The 22,503-nt window shown below is 53.2% G+C and carries 21 protein-coding genes and 4 pseudogenes; 8 read left to right on the top strand and 17 right to left on the bottom strand.

The features are described 5' to 3' along the window. Positions 1-132 precede the first annotated feature (132 nt). The 3 pseudogenes from BN1128_RS25255 to BN1128_RS26630 form a co-directional block, all read right to left on the bottom strand. Positions 133-546: pseudogene (locus BN1128_RS25255) on the bottom strand (integrase core domain-containing protein); the annotation flags it as partial. After that, positions 547-1,002: pseudogene (locus tag BN1128_RS26635) on the bottom strand (transposase); the annotation flags it as partial. It lies immediately after the preceding pseudogene. A gap of 78 nt (positions 1,003-1,080) precedes the next feature. Then, positions 1,081-1,440: pseudogene (locus tag BN1128_RS26630) on the bottom strand (hypothetical protein); the annotation flags it as partial. Between the two features lie 576 nt (positions 1,441-2,016). Between BN1128_RS26630 and BN1128_RS06460 the strand changes: the two are divergent. After that, positions 2,017-3,221, top strand: a protein-coding gene (locus tag BN1128_RS06460) for an IS3 family transposase (RefSeq protein ID WP_156140134.1) whose coding sequence is annotated in 2 segments (ribosomal slippage) — positions 2,017-2,335 and positions 2,335-3,221 — 1,206 coding nt in all. Because the reading frame shifts where the segments join, the coding sequence is not laid out codon by codon here. A 227-nt stretch (positions 3,222-3,448) separates the two neighbouring features. Here the strand turns inward: BN1128_RS06460 and BN1128_RS06455 are convergent. Further along, positions 3,449-4,174, bottom strand: coding sequence for a hypothetical protein (locus BN1128_RS06455; protein ID WP_042867313.1), 726 nt, complete (start codon positions 4,172-4,174; stop codon positions 3,449-3,451). 141 nt (positions 4,175-4,315) lie between these two features. Then, entirely contained in the window at positions 4,316-5,005 is a 690-nt protein-coding gene (locus tag BN1128_RS06450) for a hypothetical protein (protein WP_042867121.1), read from the bottom strand. Between the two features lie 221 nt (positions 5,006-5,226). Between BN1128_RS06450 and BN1128_RS24495 the strand changes: the two are divergent. The 3 genes and pseudogenes from BN1128_RS24495 to BN1128_RS06440 form a co-directional block, all read left to right on the top strand. Further along, positions 5,227-5,400 (top strand): annotated as a pseudogene (locus BN1128_RS24495) (IS1 family transposase); the annotation flags it as partial. Between the two features lie 409 nt (positions 5,401-5,809). Beyond that, positions 5,810-6,277, top strand: a complete 468-nt coding sequence (locus BN1128_RS06445) for a hypothetical protein (protein ID WP_042867119.1) — start codon at positions 5,810-5,812, stop codon at positions 6,275-6,277. A gap of 59 nt (positions 6,278-6,336) precedes the next feature. After that, entirely contained in the window at positions 6,337-6,876 is a 540-nt protein-coding gene (locus BN1128_RS06440; RefSeq protein WP_042867118.1) for a hypothetical protein, read from the top strand. Positions 6,877-7,048: 172 nt separating this feature from the next. Here BN1128_RS06440 and BN1128_RS25850 read toward each other — a convergent pair whose 3' ends face one another. The 7 genes from BN1128_RS25850 to hcp1 form a co-directional block, all read right to left on the bottom strand. Beyond that, positions 7,049-7,225, bottom strand: coding sequence for a hypothetical protein (locus BN1128_RS25850; protein ID WP_167335796.1), 177 nt, complete (start codon positions 7,223-7,225; stop codon positions 7,049-7,051). A 26-nt stretch (positions 7,226-7,251) separates the two neighbouring features. Further along, positions 7,252-7,938 carry a DUF2931 family protein gene (locus BN1128_RS06435; RefSeq protein WP_042867117.1) on the bottom strand — a complete coding sequence of 229 codons (687 nt, stop codon included), beginning with the start codon at positions 7,936-7,938 and terminating at the stop codon, positions 7,252-7,254. Next, complete coding sequence (locus BN1128_RS06430) at positions 7,935-9,881, bottom strand: T6SS phospholipase effector Tle1-like catalytic domain-containing protein (RefSeq protein ID WP_042867116.1); 1,947 nt, start codon at positions 9,879-9,881, stop codon at positions 7,935-7,937. Before BN1128_RS06430 ends, BN1128_RS06435 begins: the two co-directional genes overlap by 4 nt. Further along, complete coding sequence (locus BN1128_RS06425; RefSeq protein WP_042867115.1) at positions 9,881-10,675, bottom strand: DUF4123 domain-containing protein; 795 nt, start codon at positions 10,673-10,675, stop codon at positions 9,881-9,883. The genes BN1128_RS06430 and BN1128_RS06425 overlap by 1 nt, the downstream gene beginning before the upstream one ends. Continuing rightward, complete coding sequence (locus tag BN1128_RS06420; RefSeq protein WP_042867114.1) at positions 10,672-12,714, bottom strand: type VI secretion system Vgr family protein; 2,043 nt, start codon at positions 12,712-12,714, stop codon at positions 10,672-10,674. Before BN1128_RS06420 ends, BN1128_RS06425 begins: the two co-directional genes overlap by 4 nt. A gap of 11 nt (positions 12,715-12,725) precedes the next feature. Continuing rightward, on the bottom strand, positions 12,726-13,013 hold the full coding sequence (locus BN1128_RS06415) for a type VI secretion system PAAR protein (protein WP_042867113.1): 288 nt from the start codon (positions 13,011-13,013) through the stop codon (positions 12,726-12,728). Positions 13,014-13,221: 208 nt separating this feature from the next. Further along, positions 13,222-13,740, bottom strand: coding sequence for a type VI secretion system effector Hcp1 (gene hcp1, locus BN1128_RS06410; protein ID WP_042867111.1), 519 nt, complete (start codon positions 13,738-13,740; stop codon positions 13,222-13,224). A 559-nt stretch (positions 13,741-14,299) separates the two neighbouring features. Here hcp1 and BN1128_RS06405 point away from each other — a divergent pair. The 3 genes from BN1128_RS06405 (at position 14,300) to BN1128_RS06395 (ending at position 18,087) form a co-directional block, all read left to right on the top strand. Next, entirely contained in the window at positions 14,300-15,313 is a 1,014-nt protein-coding gene (locus BN1128_RS06405) for a LacI family DNA-binding transcriptional regulator (protein ID WP_042867110.1), read from the top strand. Between the two features lie 151 nt (positions 15,314-15,464). Beyond that, a complete protein-coding gene (nhaC, locus tag BN1128_RS06400) occupies positions 15,465-16,904 on the top strand; it encodes a Na+/H+ antiporter NhaC (RefSeq protein WP_244464563.1) in 1,440 nt (479 codons plus the stop codon). Then, on the top strand, positions 16,897-18,087 hold the full coding sequence (locus BN1128_RS06395; protein WP_042867108.1) for a MalY/PatB family protein: 1,191 nt from the start codon (positions 16,897-16,899) through the stop codon (positions 18,085-18,087). The genes nhaC and BN1128_RS06395 overlap by 8 nt, the downstream gene beginning before the upstream one ends. 101 nt (positions 18,088-18,188) lie before the next feature. Here BN1128_RS06395 and BN1128_RS06390 read toward each other — a convergent pair whose 3' ends face one another. Together BN1128_RS06390 and BN1128_RS06385 are read right to left on the bottom strand one after the other, a co-directional pair. Further along, on the bottom strand, positions 18,189-18,593 hold the full coding sequence (locus BN1128_RS06390) for an H-NS family histone-like protein (RefSeq protein WP_042867107.1): 405 nt from the start codon (positions 18,591-18,593) through the stop codon (positions 18,189-18,191). A gap of 256 nt (positions 18,594-18,849) precedes the next feature. Then, positions 18,850-19,197 (bottom strand): hypothetical protein, encoded by a 348-nt coding sequence (locus BN1128_RS06385; RefSeq protein WP_156140133.1) that lies wholly within the window; start codon positions 19,195-19,197, stop codon positions 18,850-18,852. Between the two features lie 631 nt (positions 19,198-19,828). Here BN1128_RS06385 and BN1128_RS06375 point away from each other — a divergent pair. Beyond that, positions 19,829-20,200 carry a helix-turn-helix domain-containing protein gene (locus BN1128_RS06375; RefSeq protein ID WP_042867104.1) on the top strand — a complete coding sequence of 124 codons (372 nt, stop codon included), beginning with the start codon at positions 19,829-19,831 and terminating at the stop codon, positions 20,198-20,200. Positions 20,201-20,216: 16 nt separating this feature from the next. On the opposite strand, the gene BN1128_RS24490 is transcribed toward BN1128_RS06375, so the two are convergent. The 3 genes from BN1128_RS24490 to BN1128_RS06355 all read right to left on the bottom strand — a co-directional run bounded on the left by BN1128_RS24490 (position 20,217) and on the right by BN1128_RS06355 (position 22,434). Beyond that, positions 20,217-20,582: a hypothetical protein gene (locus BN1128_RS24490; RefSeq protein WP_082030368.1), complete on the bottom strand. Its 366-nt coding sequence runs from the start codon at positions 20,580-20,582 to the stop codon at positions 20,217-20,219. A gap of 741 nt (positions 20,583-21,323) precedes the next feature. After that, positions 21,324-21,551: a helix-turn-helix transcriptional regulator gene (locus BN1128_RS06360; RefSeq protein ID WP_042867101.1), complete on the bottom strand. Its 228-nt coding sequence runs from the start codon at positions 21,549-21,551 to the stop codon at positions 21,324-21,326. A 259-nt stretch (positions 21,552-21,810) separates the two neighbouring features. Next, positions 21,811-22,434: an inovirus Gp2 family protein gene (locus BN1128_RS06355; RefSeq protein ID WP_042867100.1), complete on the bottom strand. Its 624-nt coding sequence runs from the start codon at positions 22,432-22,434 to the stop codon at positions 21,811-21,813. Between the last annotated feature and the right edge of the window lie 69 nt (positions 22,435-22,503).

Raw genomic sequence — 22,503 nt, 5'->3', positions numbered from 1 at the left:
GCCCACCGAGACCCGGATGAACCACTATAACGAATGCCGCCCCCCCCTACTTATGCTAGGGGTCGTATTTTTGTAGATGAGAGCCGTATGAGGTTGCAGCAATACATCATTTGCTAGTAATGAGGGCTATGGGTTGTAGTAATTCATCAGGTAGTAACTAATATCCTGCTTTGCTTCCCGCACGCTCATATATCCCGTTGCCGGAAGCAACTCTGACTTCAGGCTCCTGAACAACCGCTCCATCGGCGCGTTATCCCAGCAGTTGCCACGTCGACTCATGCTCTGGGTCATACGATAGCGCCACAGCCGTTGCCGAAACTCACAGCTGCCCGCTGAGTTACGGCTTTCTTTGAACAAACGGCGCAACTCGCTGCGTTGCTGCATCCGCTCACGGTTAATCGTCCGCTTGCGAGCCAGATAGTCGTAAAAACAGGATGTTGGAACATCGAAAGCGCAGCAGACCAGAGTGATGGGGGCTTGCTCTCTTAATCGGTCTATCAGCGCGTACGAGTGAACTCGTCCGTCATCAAGAGAGCCGTAGCCTTCCTAAGAAACACCCTCGATTGCCTGTAGGGTGAAACCAAACTCGGCGGCCCGACGATGCAATCCCTTGACCACCCGATCTCGGTACTGCTGCTCGTAATGATCGGCACCGGGATCCTGATAGTTCATACCAAAACGCATGGCGTTGTAGAACAAGACCGCGATCTTGCGCGCCGTGGCGGTGACCGCCTTCGCTTTGCCGATGCGCGCTGACAACCGTCGGTAGAATGCCCCCAGCGCCGTATTTGTTCTGCCGATGGTCACCGCTGCCAGTCGTAAGTGGGCGGTCACTCGATTCTTGGTCTTGCGAGTATGAGCTGACAACACCTTGCCGCCACTGATCCGGCAGCCCGGAGCCAGTGTCAGCCAGGAGGTGAAGTGTTGGGCTGTTCGCCAGCGACTCAGATCCGTTCCACACTCGGCCACCAAACGCAGTGCCAGGTAAGGGCCAATGCCATGGATCTGGATCAGATCGATACCGACCAGTTGATAGAGCAAGGTGCGCACATCAAAGTTGAGTGCGTTCGGCTGCCGGGTACGGTAGCTGGCTTGGGCGTTGCCAAGGCGAGCTGAACGCTGCCACCACTGGGTAGCGAGCGCCGGATTTTTGGGCTCACCGAGCCCAGCCTGATACCAGTCACCTACTTGCCATGCTGCGTTAGCACGGATCTGCTGATCGGCGGCCAAGGGGCCCGACTGCTCTGCTGCTTGCTGCATCCAGTGCATGGCATTGGGGTAATCGGGCTGACTAGCCAGCTGTTTGGCTAGCTCATATTGAGCTCGGCCATCCCCCTGTTTTGCGGCTTGGGATAACTCGGCGTCAGTGAGTGACGCAGTGGAAGTACAGGCTGCAAGCATACTGGCTGCCAGTACCAGCCATAAGGCTCGGTGTGTTATGGGAAAATCTTCGCAGAGTGAAAAAGTGACGGGTGAGGCACTGCTGTCTTGCTGGCTGATCCATTATGCTACGCAGCCACCTGATGGGCATAAAGCTGATGCACCGCCTCCCATGGCAATGCTCAGGCGCTGTCAGGCAGATAGAAGAAGTGCAGCCTTCCCATTTTCCTCTTACTCACACTAGGCCGTTTCAGCGTTTTCCCTGCGGTAAAGGCATAGTCTTGGAAAGCTGGGCCAGCTTTGAATGCAGAACGTCGACTTTGGCCGGAGGGGCTTTGCTGGGTGGCTCTGGATGGATAGCGACCACCTTGATGAAGATTCGGCGCAAGCTTTTGCCAGCTTCTTTTTTACAGCTCCGCGTTTCTGCCACTGTCTCCACATAGCGGAGACAACGTAGGTAGTGCATAACATCGCTGGCAACATCGCTCGGCACCTGCAGCAGGTCAACTACCGTGTACAGGTCGAAGAACTCCCCATGCAGTAACTAGATTGGCCCCTTGAAGATCCAGACACTTCGCCCCTCTTAACTTAAGAGGTAGTCTTGGAACTATGTTCAGTACTAGTCACAACGAGAAGATGGTCGAAGTGTTAACAGGGGTCGAGCGCCGTCGACGCCGGACTCCACAAGAAAAGATCGCCATCGTGCAGCAGACCTTTGAGCCCGGGATGACCGTCTCTCATGTTGCTCGCTTGCACGACGTCAACGCCAACCAGCTTTTCAAATGGCGCAAACAATTCCAGGAGGGCTCTCTCACAGCGATCACCGCAGGTGAGGATGTTGTCCCTGCTTCCGAGTTGGCTGCGGCTATCAAGCAGATCCGAGAGCTCCAGCGTCTGCTCGAGAAGAAGACCATGGAGAACGAGATCCTCAAAGAAGCCGTGGAGTATGGCCGAGCAAAAAAATGGATTGCGCATGCGCCCTTGTTGCCGGGGAACGGCGATTAAGTGCTGTGAGCCAGGCTCTTAATGTATCGCGTGCGCAACTATCCGTTCGTGTTCATCGAAAACCGGGTTGGCAAGATGGTCGTCATCATCGCCAGCGTGATGATACAGCCTTACTTGGCCGTATCATGGAGGCGATGGCAGAGCTTCCCTCCTATGGCTATCGCCGGGTCTGGGCGCTGTTACGGCGTCAGTCAGAGGCAACACGACTGCCTGTAGTAAACGCTAAGCGGGTACATCGCGTTATGCGCGATCATGGCCTGCTGCTGGAAAGAAAACCGGCGGCACCATTGGCCCAGCAGGCACATAAGGGGCGTGTTGCCGTCAAAGAGAGCAATCGACGTTGGTGCTCGGATGGCTTTGAATTTCGCTGTGATAACGGTGAAAAACTACGTGTCACGTTCGCCATGGACTGCTGCGATAGGGAGGCGTTGGACTGGGCGGCCAGTACCGGGGGTTACGACAGTGACACAGTGCAAGATGTCATGCTGAGATCTGTCGAACGTCGCTTCGGGGATGCGTTGCCGGCATCACCGGTAGAATGGCTGACAGATAATGGTTCGGCGTATCGAGCCCATGAGACCCGCGCGTTTGCACGAGAAATCGGGTTGGAGCCCAGAACGACGGCGGTGAGAAGCCCACAGAGCAACGGTATAGCGGAGAGCTTCGTGAAGACGATGAAGCGAGACTATATCGAGATGATGCCGAAACCAGATAGCCGAACAGCGGTAGGCAATTTGGCCATCGCGTTTGAGCATTATAACGAGCACCACCCGCACAACGCCTTGGGATACCGTTCACCCCGGGAATTTCTGCGCAGTCGGGTATCACAACCCTAAGCGGGAAAAAGTGTCTGGACCTATGGGGTCAAATCCAGTAACCCCCAACTAGCCACCTTCAGAGCGGGCGCTTTCAGTTTGCTTTCCATATCTTAAGGCCGTTTTTCCTCTATTAGTCCTAAATTGCAGTGCTGCAATTTCCCCTCATAAATGGCCTAGGCTAGCGAACTGGTGCTTTGCTTCTCGTAGGTTTTTGAAAACGAGCATGAAGTTGATAACCGGCCCCTCTAAACTGGTTCACCGTTGTAGGCTTGGGAGGCTCTGGCCAGCTTCACTGCTTTATCCACCCTGATCTGTAGGGCTATGACTGCTTCTTTTGTCAAACGCACGCGGGGTTGGCCGCTTACCCAATCGCCTTCAGCGTTGTAAGTAACAGTTTCAGTTTGTCCATCGCCTACGCTAACCGTGCAAACATTGGACAGGCTCTTGGGAATCAATGAACCCGCCACCTGTACCGGACCGAACCATAGCTGAAACTCATTGCGCGGTGTCATCGCTGCTAGGCCTTTGTTCATACCACCTGAACAATTCACCCAGAGCTTAAGGCCCTTAGAGTCCAGCAACATCTCGCTGGGGTTGCCTTGAAGTTGATTGTCTATTGAAACATCGCCTGGCGCGCCATCGTTCTCTGCTGCACTGAATACACCATACTGATTCAGCTTCGTTACTTGCCCCACAGCGATGGGCAAACTCTTTCCGCCTGAAGCAAAGCTGACATCCCCCTCTTGTACTGGTGCATTTGTATAATTAACCATGTAAGAGGCGTCCTGTATGCTGAAGATATTCTGGTACTGATAGGTCGATTGATTGACTGTTGCCAGTGGTGGCTTTGCAACCCAGATAACCGTAAAGGTTTCATTCACCTTTCTGGCCAGGTAGAGGCTGTGGTTATTTACCTTTTGCGCAACAAGCTGCTTTTCATCGATGTAAACGATTATGGTTTTCTGGCTCATGGTCACTCTCGTACTCATTCGATAATGTGCGCCGCCGCACAAGGTCGTTCGAACGTGGCTCTGTCGTCACTAACAAAAACCCTGTACGTCTCAGACGTACAGGGTTTTTATTTAGCGCTGCGTGCACTCATACCATGAGGATTATGCGGGGTCTTTGATCCCGACCCTTGCGTGCAGCGCCTTGACTTCGGCGGCACTCAAGCGATCGGCAGGTTCACCGGTTACCCATTTTCCCTCGTTGTTATATGTGAGGACAATACTGCCGCCATCTTGCAGGGTCACGACATAGGGGTTGGACAAGTTGGTAGCGATCAAGGTGCCGGTTTCTTGAATATTGCCGAACCACAGTTGATATTCATTCTTCGGGGTCAGTGTTGCAGTGCCAATGTTCATGCCGCTCTGACGGTTCACCCAGAGGAATTTTCCATTGGAGTCCAGCAGAACCTGATGGGGATTGCCTTGCAACTGGTTGACGACAAGAATATCCGAGGGTTTCCCTCCGTTTTTGGCGGGAGTGAAAATGCCCGTATCTTGGAGGGTCGTAATTTGGCCAGTGCTGATTGCCAAATTTTTCCCCCCGGAGGTGAAGGTCAGATCACCCGCATGGACCGAGTCATTGGTAAAGTTGACCATAAACGACGGGGTCGTGATATCAAAAGTGTTTTTATATTGATAGCTAGGACTGCCGACTTTGGCAACAGGACCTTTTGATTGCCAAACCACAGTAAAATCGTCGTTTACTTTCTTGGCCAAATAGAAGCTGTAATTGTTTTTTTTCTGTGCGTCAAGTTGAATTTCCTCAATGAACACTGTGATTGTTTGGCTGCTCATATCGATGAATTCCTTTTAAATAAAGTGAAACATGATGGATGTGACTACGTAATGGCTTTTTACCTTGCTCACGCAGTACGAAGTAACCTTAGCAGGTAAAAAAATTTAGCTGAAATTATTTATAGCGATTAATGGCGACCATGTACCTTTGATTCTTTTAGAGGCCTCCGACATACGCGCATGTACTTGAACAGGCCGAATACCTTATTTCTGCCGAAGGTAAGCGCTTGCTGAGTTTACGTTCCCCTTTCCAGATTGGCTTTATCGCCAGCGATGACTGGGGTAGCTACACTAGGGGGTTTCCTCGCGAGATACATCTGACCGGGAAAATTTTCACGCAGCGTATCGAGCGTAACAACCTGACGCTCAGAACGCGCATCAAACGATTAGGGAAGGTGCGAACAAGTCATATGGCACAAAAGCGCAGTCTCCTAACCAATTGATTTTAAATGAATGGAATGTCCATTTTTGTTCATGATGTACTTATTCGCACCTTCCATAAAATCTTCTTCTATTTATGAGGTATGAACTGATTTTTTGTAACGGCAGTGTGTGTCAACGCGATTTTTTCATTTCTTGTGCCACCATAAAATACTGATACACAATGACATTTTTATTTTTAAACCTGGTAGCTGAATTCTTTCAGATGTCATACTGATACATTTGTCAGTATATGCATTGAAGTTAGCTGTGTAGATTTGTCTGCACGGCAATGAACGCAATCCATCTTAAACAAACGCACAAGATGTAACTGTTTATTTCCGTGTTCTAGTTATTTCAACGTAACCTTAAAGGTGTGCTTAAATGGGTAAAAAAATTCTGAAGCTAGAATTCAATGGTAACGATTTTGGCTATGTCAAAATGATCAAAAATCATGATGCTTTCTATGGTGATGGTTCTGAAGCTGAAGCTGTTGAGTTTGAATTGGTGAACTACCATGGGAGCGAGACACAGTTCTATTTTAAGGTCGCTGGCACGAATAGTTACCTAGATTTCTCATTCAGCTCATCTGTAATCAAAGTTACCACGCCATGGTTTAGCGTAGATGCATCTAGTGTCTGCGCATGGGAGCTTATCGATAAAGAGTTGCATGCCATTCTTTCTGATACGGATACGACAAAGGCGATTAGCCGTAGCAAAGCAGATCCACTTTCTAAGGCGTTATATGCAAACAGCCCCATTGATGGTAATCATTGCAAAGTGGAAATTGTAGATGCCACTGCAAAATCTAAAAATGAGGTAAAGGCAGAGCTACAGCATGCTTTGGTATAGCACCTAATTGTCAAGTGACGGACCATTATTTAATGGCCCGTCAGTTTTGAGGATAAAATATGACTACTAATGCATTAATTGATTTGGGTGATGTACCGTCTTCATTGTTAAAAGCGGCTAAACAGGCAAAGGAATATTTTGAGTCTGGGGTAACATTAACTATTCGAATCAGTAATCTCACGCAGAGCTCGACATTAAAAACATATAAATTTAAAAATGGTGATAAGGACAACACGACCGTAGGTGTTATGCCGCCAATTTTTATAGGGCCAGGCGAAACTGCAGATGCATCATTCAATGCGTCAAAATTTTTTGCCAGCTCAATTAGCCTGGAATGGTTTATTCAGCAAGGTAAAACAACGAGAGAGCCCCTGTATTATCTGGATTTTCAATATATATGGAGCGGAGCGAATAAAGGCAAGGTGTCAGTCAAGCTAGATGATTTATCGCTTACCCCAGAGGCACAAAGTAAAATCCCAAGAACTGAAACTGATTTTTATATGGTTGGATATATTAACTATAGTGATTATCAATACCAAGTGGCTTTTGTCGGTTCGGGAAGTACTGCTGAAATAATCATACTAGATGGGCCAAAATAACAGCTATTTAGCGCCAGCCATAAGGCTCGGTGTATCATGGAGAAAATCTACGCTGAGTGAATAAAGTGATGGATTAGGCTCTGCTGTCGTGCTAGTTAATCCGTTATGCTACGCAGCCACCTGATGGGCATAAAGCTAATGCAGCGCCTTCCCTGGCCATTAGCCTTGCCTGTCAGGTGGTCTGTTGCAGGTGATCCTGATAGACCTTCTGCCACTTGGTATGCTTAACCTTATCTCCTCTGGCCTGCCAGAAAGCCCAGATGCTCTCGGCCAATTCTGCGGCCATGGCATGATCGTTATCACGACGACAAAGCAGATACTGGGCTAGCCAGTTTTGGTACTGCTTCATTGATACCTCTTATACCACTATCCAAATCAATTGACCGGATCGGTATCCGTCTTGGGCTGTGTGGCGCGGTAGGCTTCCATGATAGGAGCCCATGCTTCACCGGTAGGGATAGGATTTTTCTGGTAGAGAGCACCAAATCGCTCTGTGAACTCATCAATCCCATACTGCCGATTGAGTGGGACTTTCTTGTCATACCAATCGTCGGTCACTTCATGGGCCATACCACTCGCAATCAGCACATCTGGCAGCGGATCAGGGCTCTCCAAGAACACCTCCACATACCCGCCGGGGGCGAGCCCTAACGCGATGTAGTTACGTTGGGCAATTCGATCACCTTTGAGGCGGTAACGCTGCGCCATCTGCTTGCCCAAATCCTGGGGGAGCTCTAGCGTAATACCGTACCGCTTTTTGTCGTGATACGACACCCATTCGATCTCCACCTTGTCAGGCACCGGCTGGCCGTAAAAACTCCTGCCTTTTCCAACAAACCAGCGATAGCTCTTGTCTTTTAAAAGCCGCTCGCTCACGGCAGACACGGTACCATTACTCGACTCATGGGTTCTCACTCCTTCCCGAGAAAACAGGGCTTGGGTATGCCAGATCTCATCCGCATTAGAGCCAACGCTGTAGCTCCAATCCATCTTGGTCGGGCCGTTGTCTTGGCAGGCCATCAGCCCGAGCAACAGTAACGGTAGTAATAACCAGCGTCTCATTTACCCCCCTCCAAGTTACTGATCATGCGGCGAGCTTCTTGCCCTTTGATACGATTTGTCCCGTTAACAATCCCATCATCCGCACTGTGGTGCAGGTACTCAAAGCGCAAGTATCGATAGACATCATCCGGGAGCTGTTGACTCAAATCTTTGGCCACCCCAGCCTCGCTACCTGCATTAACCCAATGCTCATCCAGCTTGCTCAAATCAACCCGTGGCCGCATCGGGGCGCCGCTCTCCAGCATCAAGTCTCTGTTGTCTGCTTTCCACTCCTGAACCGGCACCCCAGCCGCCCGTGCGGCTTCCACCATGATGTGTAGGGGGATACGGGAATACTCACCTTCAACAACCCGATTGATCAGCACCGTAACACTCACTTCCAACGGTCTTTTCCAGCCAAACTCTGGACGGTTTAACGTGCGAACTCGCAAATTGAGTTTCCCTTTCACTGGATCGCTAGCTGGAGAAGGTAACACAGTCACCCCGTTGCCCCAGCCTTGGCTCAGTTTTGCTTGGGCATAATCCATGGCTCGTTGGTAAGCCACGCTTTGTTCTGGGCGAGAACCTGCTGGTTCCATACTCTGAAACAGCTTGATAGCCTTTTGCTCTGTCAGCGCCGGATCACTGTTGGGGTTGCGCAAACTCCAGCGGCTGTAATAACCGCCACCAATATCCGAATGGCAACCTGGCAGCGCCAGTTCGGTGAAGTTGGACGCAATCTTTTTGCCCTCCACGTCATTAGTGATCCGGGTCAGGGCAAAGAAGTAACGCCACTCATCCTTGGCCGTCAGGTGCACAACGCGCTCCGCACAATCCGGGGCTAGCGTGACGCTACGCGCCTCCAGCAACGACGAGCACACCGTATCGAACAGTCCGACAAACTTGATCCGGCAATCCTCCCGGCTGGCCCAGTCAAAACCCGCTTTCAGCCGAATGCTGGTCTCTTTGGCAACGGCTTCAACCAACGGGTGATCGGCCTGCTGGTCGAGGGTGTTCACAAACTGCCGCGCCGCCGATGCACCCCGGCTAAACCCGAACACGTCAAATTCGAGCTTGTGGATACAACCCAGCGTTGGTAGAACATTTTTCAACACCCCCTTGATTTCATTAACAATTTTCTCACAACAGGCAAGTATCACCTTGCCGTAACTGGATGTAGCCCCCCCATCCATGCCTTGCCCGATAAGCGTGGAATCCCCCTGTCCCGACTCCGTACCGATCCCGTCGATATACACAGGAACGGTTAATCTTCCTTGTTGCGGCAACTGGTACAAGTCATAAGCCTTGCCGATATTAGTAACGTCATTCGCCTGACTGGTATCGCTGAACGAGACCTCCCCAGCCATGCACTGCTGACGCATCCGCTCTTGCTCCAGCGGATCGCTACATTGAGCCAGAAAGGCCTCAAGCGCCGCTTTACCCTCTTCATGCTTGGTGGTGTTGTTGGCGGTGCCATCAAAGAACACCCCGATACGCAGGATATTCAGCTGATAGCCTTTCACCTCAATCACGTAGGAGTGCTTGGTGATAAAGCGTGGCGGCTGGGCCTGTCCAGCTTTATGTCCTTCCGGTAGCGGCTGCTCGGGGTCAGTGAGGCAAAGGTCGCCGAAAGTCACCTTGATGTGTTCGCGCTTTACATCGTCGTGTCCGAAGAGTTTGTCGGTATAAGCGGGAACCTGGCTGGTTTCACCCTCTTTCAGGGCTTCACGGGACTGAGCAGCTTTGAGCCAGGGTTGGGTCTCCAGCTTGACGGTGACCGGCCCCACAGCAAAGCCTTGTACCAGGGTCGGGCCATCTTTCAGGGTCACGGTTTTGCTGGTGCCCGTGGCATCGGTCAAGGTGGTCTTTTGCCCCTTGAACGAGCGGTTTTGTTCGTCGCGAACGTCTATCTCAATCCAGCAGTTGTTCTTCTCACAGGGGATGCAGTGGGCACTGATAGCCATTACACGGCTCCTATCAAATCAGGGTGTTTGTTCAGCCAGTTATTCACCTGAGCCATTTCGTCGTCGGTCAGCATCAACGGCGCTCTGATGGCATCCAGCGCCATGCTTGCCTGCAGCGTGAGAGCGCCTGCCACCACGCCATCAAGGACGTCACCTGTCAGCCCAGCTTGATTGGCCTGCTTGAGGACGGTGGTAATGGCAGATTCCGGATTGGGATGACGCGCCATCATATCCTCCATCCGTTGCCAGAAGTGGCGAGAGAGGATGTAGGCGTGACGGCTTTCGTCATACAGCGGTGTCAGGTGGTGAGGCTGAATGCGAAACCAGGGGGCTTGGCGGGGAGTAAATTCAGTATCAAGTGTACGCGGCCACGCACTGTCGTTGGCCCACAGGCTTGAGCAGGGCCCCAGTACATCATCGAGTTCCTGCTGGCTCATGGTGGCCAGCATCTTGGGAAAGACCCGATTATCGGCATAGCGCAGCCACATCACTTCCCCTTCGAAGGCCACCTCTATCAGGCTTTGCCAGTGCTGCTGGACGACATCAATAGCGGCATCGCTCGCGACATATACGCAACCCAACTGTGGGTGGGCCGCGATAAACTCGGGAGCAGGGTTGGGCAGTAGCCAGGGACCTTGTTCGGCTTGGTCCGCAAACGCCGTACCGGCAAACAAGGGGATGGCATTCGTACCGCCCTGGTTGCAGTAGTCCGCCACGGCGGTGGTATCGAGCGCAGCATCGACGATGGCATACAACTGGCCGGGGTGTTGGCTACGCCACTCTTGAAACGTCATGCCTTACCTCCTTGGGCAAAGGGGCAGGGCTTCACCAACGGTGCCATGGACTCCATGCTCTTTTGAATCGCGCTCGCAGGAATAGTGGCAGGTGGTGCGGGTGGCACCTTGACCACCCCCGGCAAGCCGGGCATTTGACCCGCCCAACCGGAGCCTGAACTGGGACTACCACCAGAGTTCATCTTGATGGTGGGACCGACCAGGGTGACACCACTGGGGTCAACCTTCACAAAGCTACCGCCGACCTTGAGGGTCAGCTCGGAGCCTGCTTCCAGCACAATCTTGTTACCGGCCTTGATGTGGACCTCTTGGCCTGCCTCAACCAACAGCGACTGAGCCAGCTTCTGGTGCAGGGACGCATCGACCGTGAGCGAGTAGTCCGTCTTGATGTGGTCGCGCTTCTCGCCTTCTACCGTCAGGTGGTCGTTGGCCTTGATACGGGTGACTCGCTCGTTGTCGATGTCGCGATGCTCGTCGTGCTTGATATGCCAAGCGGCATCGTTCTCTATCAGCACGTTCAGGTCTTTCTGACCGTGGATGTAAATCTCTTCCTGACCCGCCTGGTCTTCAAAACGCAGCTCGTTGAAACCCTCGCCCTGATGAGTTTCGGTGCGCAGCACGGTGCGGGTCTTGTGAGCTGGCAACTCGTAAGGCGGTCGATTGGTGGCGTGGAAGGTGCGACCCGTCACGATGGGCTGGTCGGGATCCCCTTCCAGAAACGAGACGATAACTTCGTGGCCGATACGTGGAATAGCCATCATGCCATATTGGCCACCGGCCCAGCCTTGACTCACCCGTACCCAGCAGGAGCTCTGGTCGTTGCTTGAGCCGTAGCGGTCCCACGGGAACTGCAACTTCACCCGGCCATGCTCGTCGCAGTAAATCTCCTCCCCTTCTGGGCCGACTACGATGGCGATTTGCGGGCCATCCACCATCGGCTTGTGGGGTGCCTCGGGGCTGCCGATGCGAGCTCGCCAGGTGGTGCTCGCCTTCACCACGCCAAATTCGTTGTGGTAGACGGTCGGGCCGCTGCCACCCTCCTCCTCCAGCGCTTGTGGCTGCTCACCGGTGTGGCGGATATGAACGACTTGCCAGTCGGTGTTGAGGCTGTCGTTGGGGTGTTCGGTCAGCGAGAAGCTCTGCCCTGGCAGCAAGGCCGCGCAGTTGGACTTGCCGCTGCCCGCCACAGCGTCATTGCGCAGGGCATCGAGCCGATGCTGGGCAAATGCCTTGCCGCTCGGGTCCTGCTTGTAGCGGCCCGGATAGTCAAAATGCTGGTAGGTATCCCGTTGGTGCTCGAGCTCTGCCCCCATTTTCTTCTGGGAGAGGCCATAAGCCGGGGTCTTGAAGCTGTAGTCCTTGAGCTCTACGTCAGAGGGGCGCACCGATTCGCGGTAGTGGAACTGGCGCACATAGGCACCCTGTTCCAGCGAACGATTACCGAGATTGAAGAACAGCTCGGGACCTTGGGTCAGCGCAGCCGCATCGTCGGCAAACACGATGCGGTGTTTGCCTTGCTCGAATTCGTGGAAATAGAACAAGCCTTCTTCTGCGGCAAGGCGGTTAAGAAAATCGAGGTCGGTCTCCCGATACTGAACGCAGTATTCCCGCTGGGCGTGCTCGTTCTTGAGCGCAAAAGCGTAATCGGTGATGCCGTGCTCTTGCAGCAGGATGGAGAGGATTTCGTCAGGCTTTTGCGCCTGAAAGATGCGGGAGTTTTGCCGAAGGCCCAATCGCCATAGGGCAGGTTTGATCTCCAGGCTGTAACGGGTACGACGAAAGCCGCTGTCCCCTTGAGCAAACTCGCTCACCACCCCGCACACCCGCCGCTGCAACTCGCCGTTGTACCACACCAGCAGCTCGCAGGGCTGGTCCAGCACAGCACCAAAGTCGATGTCTGGTTGATGGCTGGCGACGTCCAGCTTGAGGCTAAACGGGCTGTTCAAACCCTCTTCAAGTTTGAAGCTCGCCACCGCAAAGGTATTGTCAGCCAGTGCGCCAACCTTGACGGTGAATTGTAATCCCATGCTCTGTGCCATGACCTTGTTCCTTATCCTGCTTGCCCGCTGCCCGAACCGATTACCACGCCACCACAATCCACGGCTGTGCCGGTGACGGCGATAGGCTTGCCGTTAACCAACACCGAGCTCACGCCTCCGGCAATGCTGCGTGGGTGAGGTGGATTGTTGGGCTTGTCGTGCGGCGCTAGCGGGTCACCCTGACGGGCCACGGGTTTGCCATCGAGGAATACATCAGGGCTGGCGGCTATCACCGGGGTCGGTGGGAAGCCATCGTGGTCGGTGCCAATGTCACCGAGCAATGCAATGGAGGGACACATAACGTAAAACCTCTTGTGTGCTTTGCCATCCCCCCGCACTCGCTACCACGGTAATCCCCATTACATCAGCGGCCAGACAGGGGGATGGCAAAACATAAAAGCTCCGGCAGCCAAAGACTGACCGGAGAAACACGGGATAAAGGCCGGAGCACACCGGCCACAAGATACGAAACGTAATACAAGGAATAGCGAAATCAGAAAGTGAGGCTTACGCCTCGATAGGAGCGCGCCAGTCGTCAGAACCAGAGGTACCGGCAACGGTGTGCTCCCAGTCAATCTTGCGGTAAGCAAGGGAGACTTGGATCAGCTGGGTGAAATCGGATTTCGCAGGGTCTTGGCAGTGCGGCATCTGGCAGTCGATATCGACGATGGTCGCATCGGTCAGCACGGTAGAGAAGAAGTGCTCTTGCTTGCCTTCCACAGAAGTGCGGTACCACTTCAGGGTCACTTTCGGCAGCATTTCACCGGAAGCCAGGGAGTTGTACATCAGCGGCACGGCTTTGTTCAGGGCCACGGTGAACTTGAACGGCTTGTGGACACGCTGACCAGCGGGCTGACCGGATTGCGGGTCAGTCGGTACGGTGACTTGGTGATTGAACTCTTGTACCAGCATCTCGTCTTCATGACCCTGCACGAAGATGTTGCCGACGGAGTCGGAAGTGAAGGCACTCGCGGTGATGTTGCCCTGGGTTTTACCTTCGATGCTGATATAACATGGAGTTGGCATGGGGTTGCTCCTAGATAGATTGGTTAAATGAGATAGCACTCGACCAAAACTCTTAGCAGTGACCATGCCACTTTATTCAGCTGTTTATTATCAATAACTTACAAACACCCTCCACGACACTGCCCCAACCAGCAGCAAGATGTTGCACCAGACAGAGTATCAAGCCTGCAATAATCGCATTGTCAGCGTTAAATTCCACGCATTGCGCAATGAATTGCGTCAGGTAGAACTATTGGTCACCCTCGTCAACATTTCCCACTAACGCCGTATCGATGTTGAGCCGCACCAGCCCCTGCTTTACCGCCCAGGATATCGTCGGTTTTTTACTGCTAACCCCGAGTTTCTCGACTAAATGATTGAGGTGAAAGGCCATGGTCCGTGGGCCCACTATCTTTGCTATATCACTGGGCTACTTAGCTACTCGATATCTGCCACCAAAGTGCCCAGTCTTGCCAAACGGCTCACAGATCAGCCCCTGCAAAGGGGGACGAGATAGATTGCAGCTGAAGATACCGCTATAAGAAAGGCCCTTGCTATCCAACGAAGTAAAGACCGTGACATGGCTACGATTAAACAGGTTGCCACGCTAGCAGGCGTATCTACCGCGACCGTCTCCAGGGTGATCAATGATACTGCGTATGTTGAACCCGTTACCCGTGAGCGGGTGGAAAACGCCATGCGCACCCTCAACTACCGACGGGACATGACAGCTGTGGCCCTGGCCAAACGCAGTGGCAACCTGCTGGGTTTGTTGACCGGCAATCTGGCTGATCCCTTCTTTGGCAGGCTGGCGCGTGGCGTAGAGTCCGTCACCCGCCAACAAGGTTTCCGTTTGATGGTATGCAGCGGATCCCACCAGAGCGAACAGGAGCAGCATGGTCTCGACTTCCTGATCAATCAGGGTTGTGAAGCCATTGTCGCGCATACCACCCGCCTGCCTGATGAAACATTGCTACGCTACGCCGCGCACATGCCTGCGCTCATTCCCATCAATCGTTATCTGCCCGAGTTGGCTCACCGCAGTGTCTGGCTTGATAACCGGTCAGGCGCTAGAGCTGCCGTTGATCACCTGGTGGCCCATGGTCACCAGCATATCGCCTGCATCACGTGTGACCTGCCAATTGCCGATAGGCAGCTGCGACTAGAGGGATACCTGCAGGGGATGGAATATCACCACCTTCCAATCAAACCGCACTGGATTATCAGCCAACCTTTCACGGAACTTGGGGGGGAGCAAGCCGCTGCACAGCTGCTTGCACAGAGTCCAGAAGTCACTGCGGTACTGACTTTCAATGATGTGATGGCGGCAGGCATGATGGCCCACCTGCGTCAATGCGCAAGAGAGCTGCCTCAAGCGCTCTCCATCGTCGGGTTTGACGACATCCTGCTAGCTCGCTATCTCTATCCTCCGCTGACAACACTCCACTACCCCATCGAAACCATGGCGCGTCGGGCAACCGAACTGGCAATCTCCCGCTTACAACAACTTGAACAGCGGCCAGAACTCCAGGAATTCACACCCACACTGGTGGTGCGCAGCTCGGTCCATTCCTTGGTCAAGCTGGAACATTGAGATGTAAGTCACGTTTAATGACGCCATGTAAGCGGTTACATGAGAGGTGCTCCTGGCTCACATTTCTTGATATGGAGACCGGCACAATAAGGCATCTTTAAGCGATGGGTTCATGATAATGAAAAACAATATAAAGGAACTCACCCTGGGCATGGCCACCCTGCCCATTCTGGTGATGTTGACGCTACTGGTCGTGGGGTACGCCCTGATGGGGCTCAGGATTGAGCCACTGTTGCTGCTGTCCGCCGTGTTTACCGCACTGTTGGCCCTTTGGCAGGGCTACAGCTGGGATGAGATTATGCATTCCATCGTCCAGAAGCTGGCCAAGGCGATGCCGGTCATATTGATCTTGGTCTGCGTGGGGGGGCTAATAGGTAGCTGGATGTTCAGCGGAACCATCCCCTACATGGTTTATTGGGGACTAAAACTCATCAGCCCGCAGTACATATTGATTGCCGCTTTCTTCATTACCAGCTTGGTCTCTGTCTGCACCGGCACGTCCTGGGGCTCAGCGGGTACCGTTGGTGTGGCGTTGATGGGCGTGGCACATGGCCTGGATATCTCTCTGGCTGCTGCAGCCGGCGCTGTGGTCTCCGGTGCCTATTTTGGTGACAAGATCTCCCCGCTCTCCGACTCCACCAACTTTGCCGCCATCGTGGCAGATACGACTCTGTACGCCCACATCCAGCATCTGCTCTGGACGACGTTGCCCAGCTTCCTGCTGGCTGCCGGAGTCTTCTTTGCGGCAGGTCTGTCCACGATGGGTGAACAAGTTGCAACGCCCGAAAAGGTCGTCACCATACTGACCAGCCTAGAGGGGCTCTACCACTTCAGCCCGTTACTGCTACTTCCACCGGTTATCGTACTGTGGGGAGCCGTTGCCAAGAAACCGACCATCCCGTTGATGCTGCTGGCCAGTACCATCGCCATTGTCTTGGGGATGGTCATGCAAGATCTGCCATTACAGGCTGGCTTCAATGCGCTCATTGATGGCTTCAACCTGACCATGTTTACGGCCCAGGGACATGACGTTAGCAGCCTCATCCCCGACATCCCCCGCTTGCTCAACCGTGGCGGCATGTTTTCCATGATGAGCACCATACTGCTGGTGTTCTGTGCCTTTTCCTTCGCCGGGGTACTGACCTTGACCGGCGCACTCAATCTCATCATCAACCGGTTGCTGCAACTGATCCACTCTACCGGGCAGCTCATCGCCTCCACCATCGCGACCACACTGCTGGTCACCGGTGCGACCAGTGATGGCAAACTGGCCCTGTTGATCCCCGGTGAATTGTTTCAGAATGCCTACCGCCGTATGGGGCTGGATACCAAAAACCTATCTCGCACCATCGAAGATGCAGGCACCGTCATTGAGCCATTGATCCCGTGGACGGCAGCGGGGGTCTACATGGCTGGCACACTCGGCGTCAGTACGCTGGATTACCTGCCTTGGGCTATCCAGTGCTATTCGGCCCTCTTCTTTGCGCTTTTCTACGGTTTCACCGGCATTGGTATTGCCCGTAATACCGAACTGGCAGACTTGCCAGAACCCCTCCAACAGTCAGCAGTAGAAGGTCACCGTCATGCATAACGCCCACTTTGATCTCGTCATCGATCGCCGTAATACCAACTCTATCAAATGGGATTGCATGAACCAGTATCTGGGGCTGGACGGTACAGAACTGCTGCCCATGTGGGTGTCTGACTTTGATTTCTCTTGCCCGGACGTAGTGAAAGCCGCTCTGCAGCGTCGGGTTGAGCATGGCGTATTCGGCTACAGCGAGCGTCGTGACGACTACTTTGAGGCGGTACAACAGTGGTTTGCCCGTCGCCACCGGATCACTCTCCAACGGGAGTGGATCCAGTCCATCGAAGGGGTTATTCCGGGTATCTCGCTGCTGCTGCAGATGCTCACTCTCCCAGGTGACGGCGTGGTAATACAAGGTCCCTGTTATGGCTCCTTTGCCAAAATCATCGGCTTGAATGAGCGTCGCTTGCTCGACAACCCGCTACGTCGTGAAGGAACACGCTACGAGATGGACTTGCGCCATCTTGAGCAGTTGTTCATCCGAGAGCAGCCGACCGTCATGATCCTCTGCAACCCACACAATCCAACTGGTAGAGCCTGGGAGCAAGCGGAACTTCATGCCCTTGCAGTACTCTGCCAGCAGCACAAGGTTACCCTCATCTCCGATGAGATATGGGCGGATTTGCAGCTAAATGGTCATCAACATTGTTCAGTGCTCACGTTGCCTGACCATCTGCTATCGCATCTGGTCGTGGCGACATCAGCCAGCAAGAGCTTTGGTCTCTCCTCACTGCGGATCTCCAACTTCATCTTGCCTGACGCTAATTTACGCCAACGCTTCAAACAAAGGCTTGATGCACACGGCCTGGACGTATTCAACGCCCTCTCCATGGAAGCAGCCACGGCAGCATACAGAGAAGGAGATGTCTGGCTGGATGACTTACTCGTCTATCTCAGTGACAACCGCCGCTGGTTCGCAGCTCAGCTGGCACATCGCATCCCGGCGCTGACGCTGATGGACGCCGACGCAACCTACCTGGTCTGGATTGATTGCAGTGCATTGGGTTTGAGCAACGATGAGCTGAAGTGCCACATGATCGAACACGCCAGCATAGTGCCCTCTATGGGAATTGGCTTCGGGGAGGCGGGCAGTGGTTTTATCCGACTAAATCTGGGTTGTCCGCGTCAATACCTGGAACAAGCGATCAGCGGTCTGGCACACCTCATGATAGAGCACGCGGTTTGAGCGGGTAATACCAACACGAGGCACATAGATACCGCCGAGTGTCTTAATCTCTCACCAGCTCAATAGGAAAGGCCACACCCTATCGGCATGGCCTTGTCTATTTAGATGAGGAACTCGTCCAGCTGACGGCCTTGCTCAAGCTGCTCAGCCAGGAATTTGGGCGTGCGGCCCTGACCGGTCCAGGTGCGCTCTTGCCCATTCTCGACATAACGGTACTTCGGCGGACGAGGAGCTCGCTTCGCTTTAACCGCACTGGTAGATGTGGAAGGAGCACTACCGACCAACTCAGCAGGATCAATCCCCGCATCAGCCAACATCGCTTGGAATTCGGCCAGCTTATTCAGATGTTCAGCTTGGGCTGCCTGTTCTTTTTCGGCCTGCTCCAGACGCTCCAGATAAATCAGTTCGATTTTCTCGTGAGCTTCTTTGACTTGCTCCACGGACAACTCACGCAGTGCAGCCCGCAAACTACGCACATTTAGCAATACGTTCAAAAAATCGTTCATTACATGTCTCAATTTCAGAAGGGCAACTAATCATGACAAAAAAGCGCATAACAGGGTCATGGGCCTCTTGGCATCACAGCGAGAAAATGGGGTTATACACCACTCTCATCCCTGCTTTCCATCTACGCTGTTGCGCATACGTCTCTTCTGCTCCCTCTTGGTCATGTCGCATCCAGAGAAACCCAAAACCCACAGCTCGGCGTTAAGCCGAGCTGTGGGGTGTCATTGATGTGAGAGCTCAAGGTCATGAGCGTCATCAGCTCGTAGGTGTGAACGTCCATGCACCTTGGTCAGTCTCTACGACGATTTCAACCACATCACAGTGATAGCGCTTGCCACTCATGCTGTTATACAACATGTAGCGGTAGGACTGGGTTGCACCAAATTTCAGCGTGTATGCCTTATTCGGATTACTCAGGCTTGGGTTGCACTGATTTCGATTGACCATCACCTTGTTGACCGTTAGCTCATCCGCTAACCCGGTGACATTGACAATCCGATAGTTTCCCTCCTGACCAACACTTATTTTGACAGACCCGTTTTTTGCCATCACGCCACTGCTGACGCACAGGCATGCGAGTAATAAATACTGTTTCAATCCCATGCAAACCTCTGGTAAAGGAAATTGGTTGTATTGAACACATCAGGGGAGAATGGGTGACTCGGCTTGCTCCTGGGCCTTCCCCCTAAGCAGAGAGATGGCGACGGGATGCACATCAAGGCCGATTGGGGCCAGGAGCATTGCTGCCCACAACCCCGTTCCGTTGGCAAAGCCTGCCGCCTCTCCCCTTATGCATTGCGCCAGGATGACCTAGCTTTTCCACCACTTGTACAACCCGTAGGCAGCAGCCCCAATTGCAATGGGCGCTGCGGCGGTGACCGCCAGTCCAGCGGCCATGCCGCCACCCACCACACTCCCAACAGTGGCCAAGCCCGATGTAATACCGGCAGCACCCAATCCGCCGACGGAGCCCACCGCAGCGACAGTGCTAACAGACCCGGCTGCACCCGCTGCAGCGCCAACAGCTCCCGCCTTTGCGGCGTCTTTTTCGATGTCACTCATGTCATACCTCTCCATACCGATAGGTTGTTTGCTTGCCAATAAACGTGTGTAAATCGCCAAAATGAACACACTAATTTCACATCAAGCCAATTTACAACTCAACGTTCATTTCATCAACCCTTTAGCTCAACAAAACTATTTCTACAACTTTTGAGTTCATAGCGGTCGTGTAATGAGCAAGTTCACATCAACAGAGATGGATGTCCTGTTAGGGAGGCGGGTCAAACTCCGGCGCAAAGAGTTGCGGGTGTCAGCGGCGCAACTGGCAGAGGCGCTAGACCTGTCTCAGCAGCAACTGTCCCGATATGAGCGGGGTGGAAATCGAATTAGTGCAGCGTTGTTGGTTGATATCGCAGCACTGCTGGATACCCCAGTTGAATGGTTCTTCCTGGAGTGCACCTCTAGCTTCGGAGCGCTCATTACTGCGCCAGCCCCCTTGGCTTATCGCCCAACAGAGGGGCTTAAGCGTCGGCTAGAGCAGCAGTGGGCAGGCCTGACCCCGGAGAAACAGCAAGCCCTCATCCAGTTTCTCGATTTTTATTAAAAAGAGCTTGGCGGCATCACTGACGCTCTTGTTGTACCTGTACGAGCTGACTCCATTGACGGCATACAAGGTCATGCCATGTGAGTGTGGGGCCGAGCCCCTCGCACTCACCCTCTTTTCGGTGTGGACATTGGCGATCATCCAGCATGTAGGGATAAATATTCAATACATGGAGCAGGTACTGCTGCACGCCTTTGTCGCGAACCTTCTGCTCATGGACATCCATAATATCGGAACGTCTGCGTATCTTGGCAAAGTCATCACTGATGGCCTTGGGGGAGGCATTAAACACGTCAGCCACCTCTCGAGAGCTAATTGGACGCTGCTGCTCATGTAGCCAATGAGCCACCCGTAAATACCGTGGCAAGGGTTTGTACCTCATGCTAAATGCTCCATCAGCAGGCTCAAGACATCAAACATCCGATTGATGGGTATTGTCATCAGCTCAGGTTACTCAAGGTGGAAGGCGTGCGACGCCAGACCGTTTGCACTCTCGACCCGAGGTCGAACCAATAGACGCTCTGCTTCACGTCGTAGTACGCGATATCGCTCTGCAAGCGGGCCACGCCCTTCGGCAGGCCAACTACCTTATTTTGCCAACCAGCGCCGAGGACGATCCGGACGCCAGTGTTTGATGGCTTCATGCAGTTGCTTGTCGCTCTCGAGGCGAGCCTGTTCAGTGTCTTTTATGGTTGGCATCAGAATATGGCTGGAGGGCTGTAGTGATCCGTGTGGCAATCGCTGCTTGAGGTAGGCGTTGATACAGCGAGCGGTAAATGAATGATGTTGGCTACCGGGATAGAACTGATGACCTACTGAGCTAAGCCAGCATCAGTTGGCGCATGTTAAATCATACTGAGTATAAAGTCATCAGCGATGGCTATGTGCTGCGACAGACCTTTTTCGAGCAGTCATGGTTGGATTGGACGCATGCTTGGCTTCCTTTATCAGCCGTGGATCACTCGGTCAATTACGTTGACCTATACGCGTCAATAATGCGATCCCCATAGGACAGGCATATCGCAGTCCGACTACCTAGCCCACATCATCTGGTATTCACCACCATGCAGGGTGACATGACAGGTACAGGGCCAAGCGTCGTTGTTACATAACATGGGATTGTCTAAGTACTGGCTGCATCAGCCTGATTGAACCGGGCCAATATCCACTGGTCCACATCGCTTTCCAGCCACCCCACACTTTTCAGACCAAGACGCACTCGCTTGGGGAAGGATGGGTCATAGCGGGGTGAACTCTCGCTCATCCAGTCATACAGCGTGCTACGAGCAATGCTCAGCTTGAACATCATGTCTTTGAGGCGCAGAACTCGAACGGGTTTGTGTTGGCTCATGGTGAAATTTCCTGAATAAAAAATGCCATGGCAACAAGTGCAACCATGGCATGGGGATAAGGGTAATGACGCTCAGTGGCGCTGTCGGTGATGAGGTCAGACAGTAGTGACGATGTGAGTGCTATGCCTGCTCATCAGATAACAAGTGGCGTAGAGAAATACCGATGGGGCTCATTAGGCCGTGGCAATGTCTCGGTAACGGGGGCTTGAGGCGCTGGCGTTCCAAGCGCCCTCGTTGCAACCCCCTTCGCATCACGGACTACCTCTTGCCACCGGCCGAGCACCCAAGCGACCGATTGGCTTTGCTGTACACCTTGGTCCGGTCTTTGGCCATGTAACTGACCCGCTTAAGAAGTCTTTTGTAGTCGGCAGAGTGTCGCTTATCCGCGTACAGCCAGTACCAGGGGTTTTGGGGGAAATGAACCAAAGAGGCATGTTTTTCCATGTCGTCCAGTTTCAAGGCACTACACCACGCTTGGCGTACCATCACTGACAGGCTGGGTCTCGGATTGCCCGTCAGACTTGCCTGGTAGTTACCTAGCGAATAGAACGCATCCTTGTTGAGCATCAGCACCAGGTGGTAATGAGCCTGCTCACTTTCCTCCCCGTGCTCTCTGACCCAGATATAGAACAAGGAGGTGTCATGCACGCGCTTGCCTTGGGCCTCTTTTTTCTTGCGCTTGCGGTTTGCCTTGAGTTTGGCTTTGAGCGAGCCAATGAAGCGGGAAATGGCCATGGTATCTGCTGCCAGTTCCTTGTTGGGGAAGTGCAGGTCGATACGCACCGCCATGAGCCTGGGGTGAGTCGCAAGCGCCAGGTCGATAGTGTCCTTACAGCGCTGCAGGTAGTAGGAGTTATGCCATTTGCTTGACAGTGACGACATGATGAAATCCTCTTAGGTGTGTTTGGGTGTCACCAGATGGATTTCGTCGTAAAAAGTTATGTCGATTGC

The organism is Aeromonas piscicola (assembly GCF_000820005.1).
Lineage (GTDB): Bacteria > Pseudomonadota > Gammaproteobacteria > Enterobacterales > Aeromonadaceae > Aeromonas > Aeromonas piscicola.
The sequence above is the reverse complement of the archived record's forward strand: the minus strand, read 5'-3'. Positions and strand labels throughout refer to the sequence as shown.

Coding starts and splice junctions, on each gene's coding strand:
- nhaC (WP_244464563.1), top strand. CDS start 15,465: ATGGCCACCCTGCCCATTCTGGTGATGTTGACGCTACTGGTCGTGGGG.
- BN1128_RS06405 (WP_042867110.1), top strand. CDS start 14,300: ATGGCTACGATTAAACAGGTTGCCACGCTAGCAGGCGTATCTACCGCG.
- BN1128_RS06360 (WP_042867101.1), bottom strand. CDS start 21,551: ATGAGCCAACACAAACCCGTTCGAGTTCTGCGCCTCAAAGACATGATG.
- hcp1 (WP_042867111.1), bottom strand. CDS start 13,740: ATGCCAACTCCATGTTATATCAGCATCGAAGGTAAAACCCAGGGCAAC.
- BN1128_RS06420 (WP_042867114.1), bottom strand. CDS start 12,714: ATGGCACAGAGCATGGGATTACAATTCACCGTCAAGGTTGGCGCACTG.
- BN1128_RS06395 (WP_042867108.1), top strand. CDS start 16,897: ATGCATAACGCCCACTTTGATCTCGTCATCGATCGCCGTAATACCAAC.
- BN1128_RS06450 (WP_042867121.1), bottom strand. CDS start 5,005: ATGAGCAGCCAAACAATCACAGTGTTCATTGAGGAAATTCAACTTGAC.
- BN1128_RS06425 (WP_042867115.1), bottom strand. CDS start 10,675: ATGACGTTTCAAGAGTGGCGTAGCCAACACCCCGGCCAGTTGTATGCC.
- BN1128_RS06415 (WP_042867113.1), bottom strand. CDS start 13,013: ATGTGTCCCTCCATTGCATTGCTCGGTGACATTGGCACCGACCACGAT.
- BN1128_RS06355 (WP_042867100.1), bottom strand. CDS start 22,434: ATGTCGTCACTGTCAAGCAAATGGCATAACTCCTACTACCTGCAGCGC.
- BN1128_RS06455 (WP_042867313.1), bottom strand. CDS start 4,174: ATGAGCCAGAAAACCATAATCGTTTACATCGATGAAAAGCAGCTTGTT.
- BN1128_RS06440 (WP_042867118.1), top strand. CDS start 6,337: ATGACTACTAATGCATTAATTGATTTGGGTGATGTACCGTCTTCATTG.
- BN1128_RS06445 (WP_042867119.1), top strand. CDS start 5,810: ATGGGTAAAAAAATTCTGAAGCTAGAATTCAATGGTAACGATTTTGGC.
- BN1128_RS25850 (WP_167335796.1), bottom strand. CDS start 7,225: ATGAAGCAGTACCAAAACTGGCTAGCCCAGTATCTGCTTTGTCGTCGT.
- BN1128_RS06435 (WP_042867117.1), bottom strand. CDS start 7,938: ATGAGACGCTGGTTATTACTACCGTTACTGTTGCTCGGGCTGATGGCC.
- BN1128_RS06385 (WP_156140133.1), bottom strand. CDS start 19,197: ATGGGATTGAAACAGTATTTATTACTCGCATGCCTGTGCGTCAGCAGT.
- BN1128_RS06430 (WP_042867116.1), bottom strand. CDS start 9,881: ATGGCTATCAGTGCCCACTGCATCCCCTGTGAGAAGAACAACTGCTGG.
- BN1128_RS24490 (WP_082030368.1), bottom strand. CDS start 20,582: ATGAGGTACAAACCCTTGCCACGGTATTTACGGGTGGCTCATTGGCTA.
- BN1128_RS06390 (WP_042867107.1), bottom strand. CDS start 18,593: ATGAACGATTTTTTGAACGTATTGCTAAATGTGCGTAGTTTGCGGGCT.
- BN1128_RS06375 (WP_042867104.1), top strand. CDS start 19,829: ATGAGCAAGTTCACATCAACAGAGATGGATGTCCTGTTAGGGAGGCGG.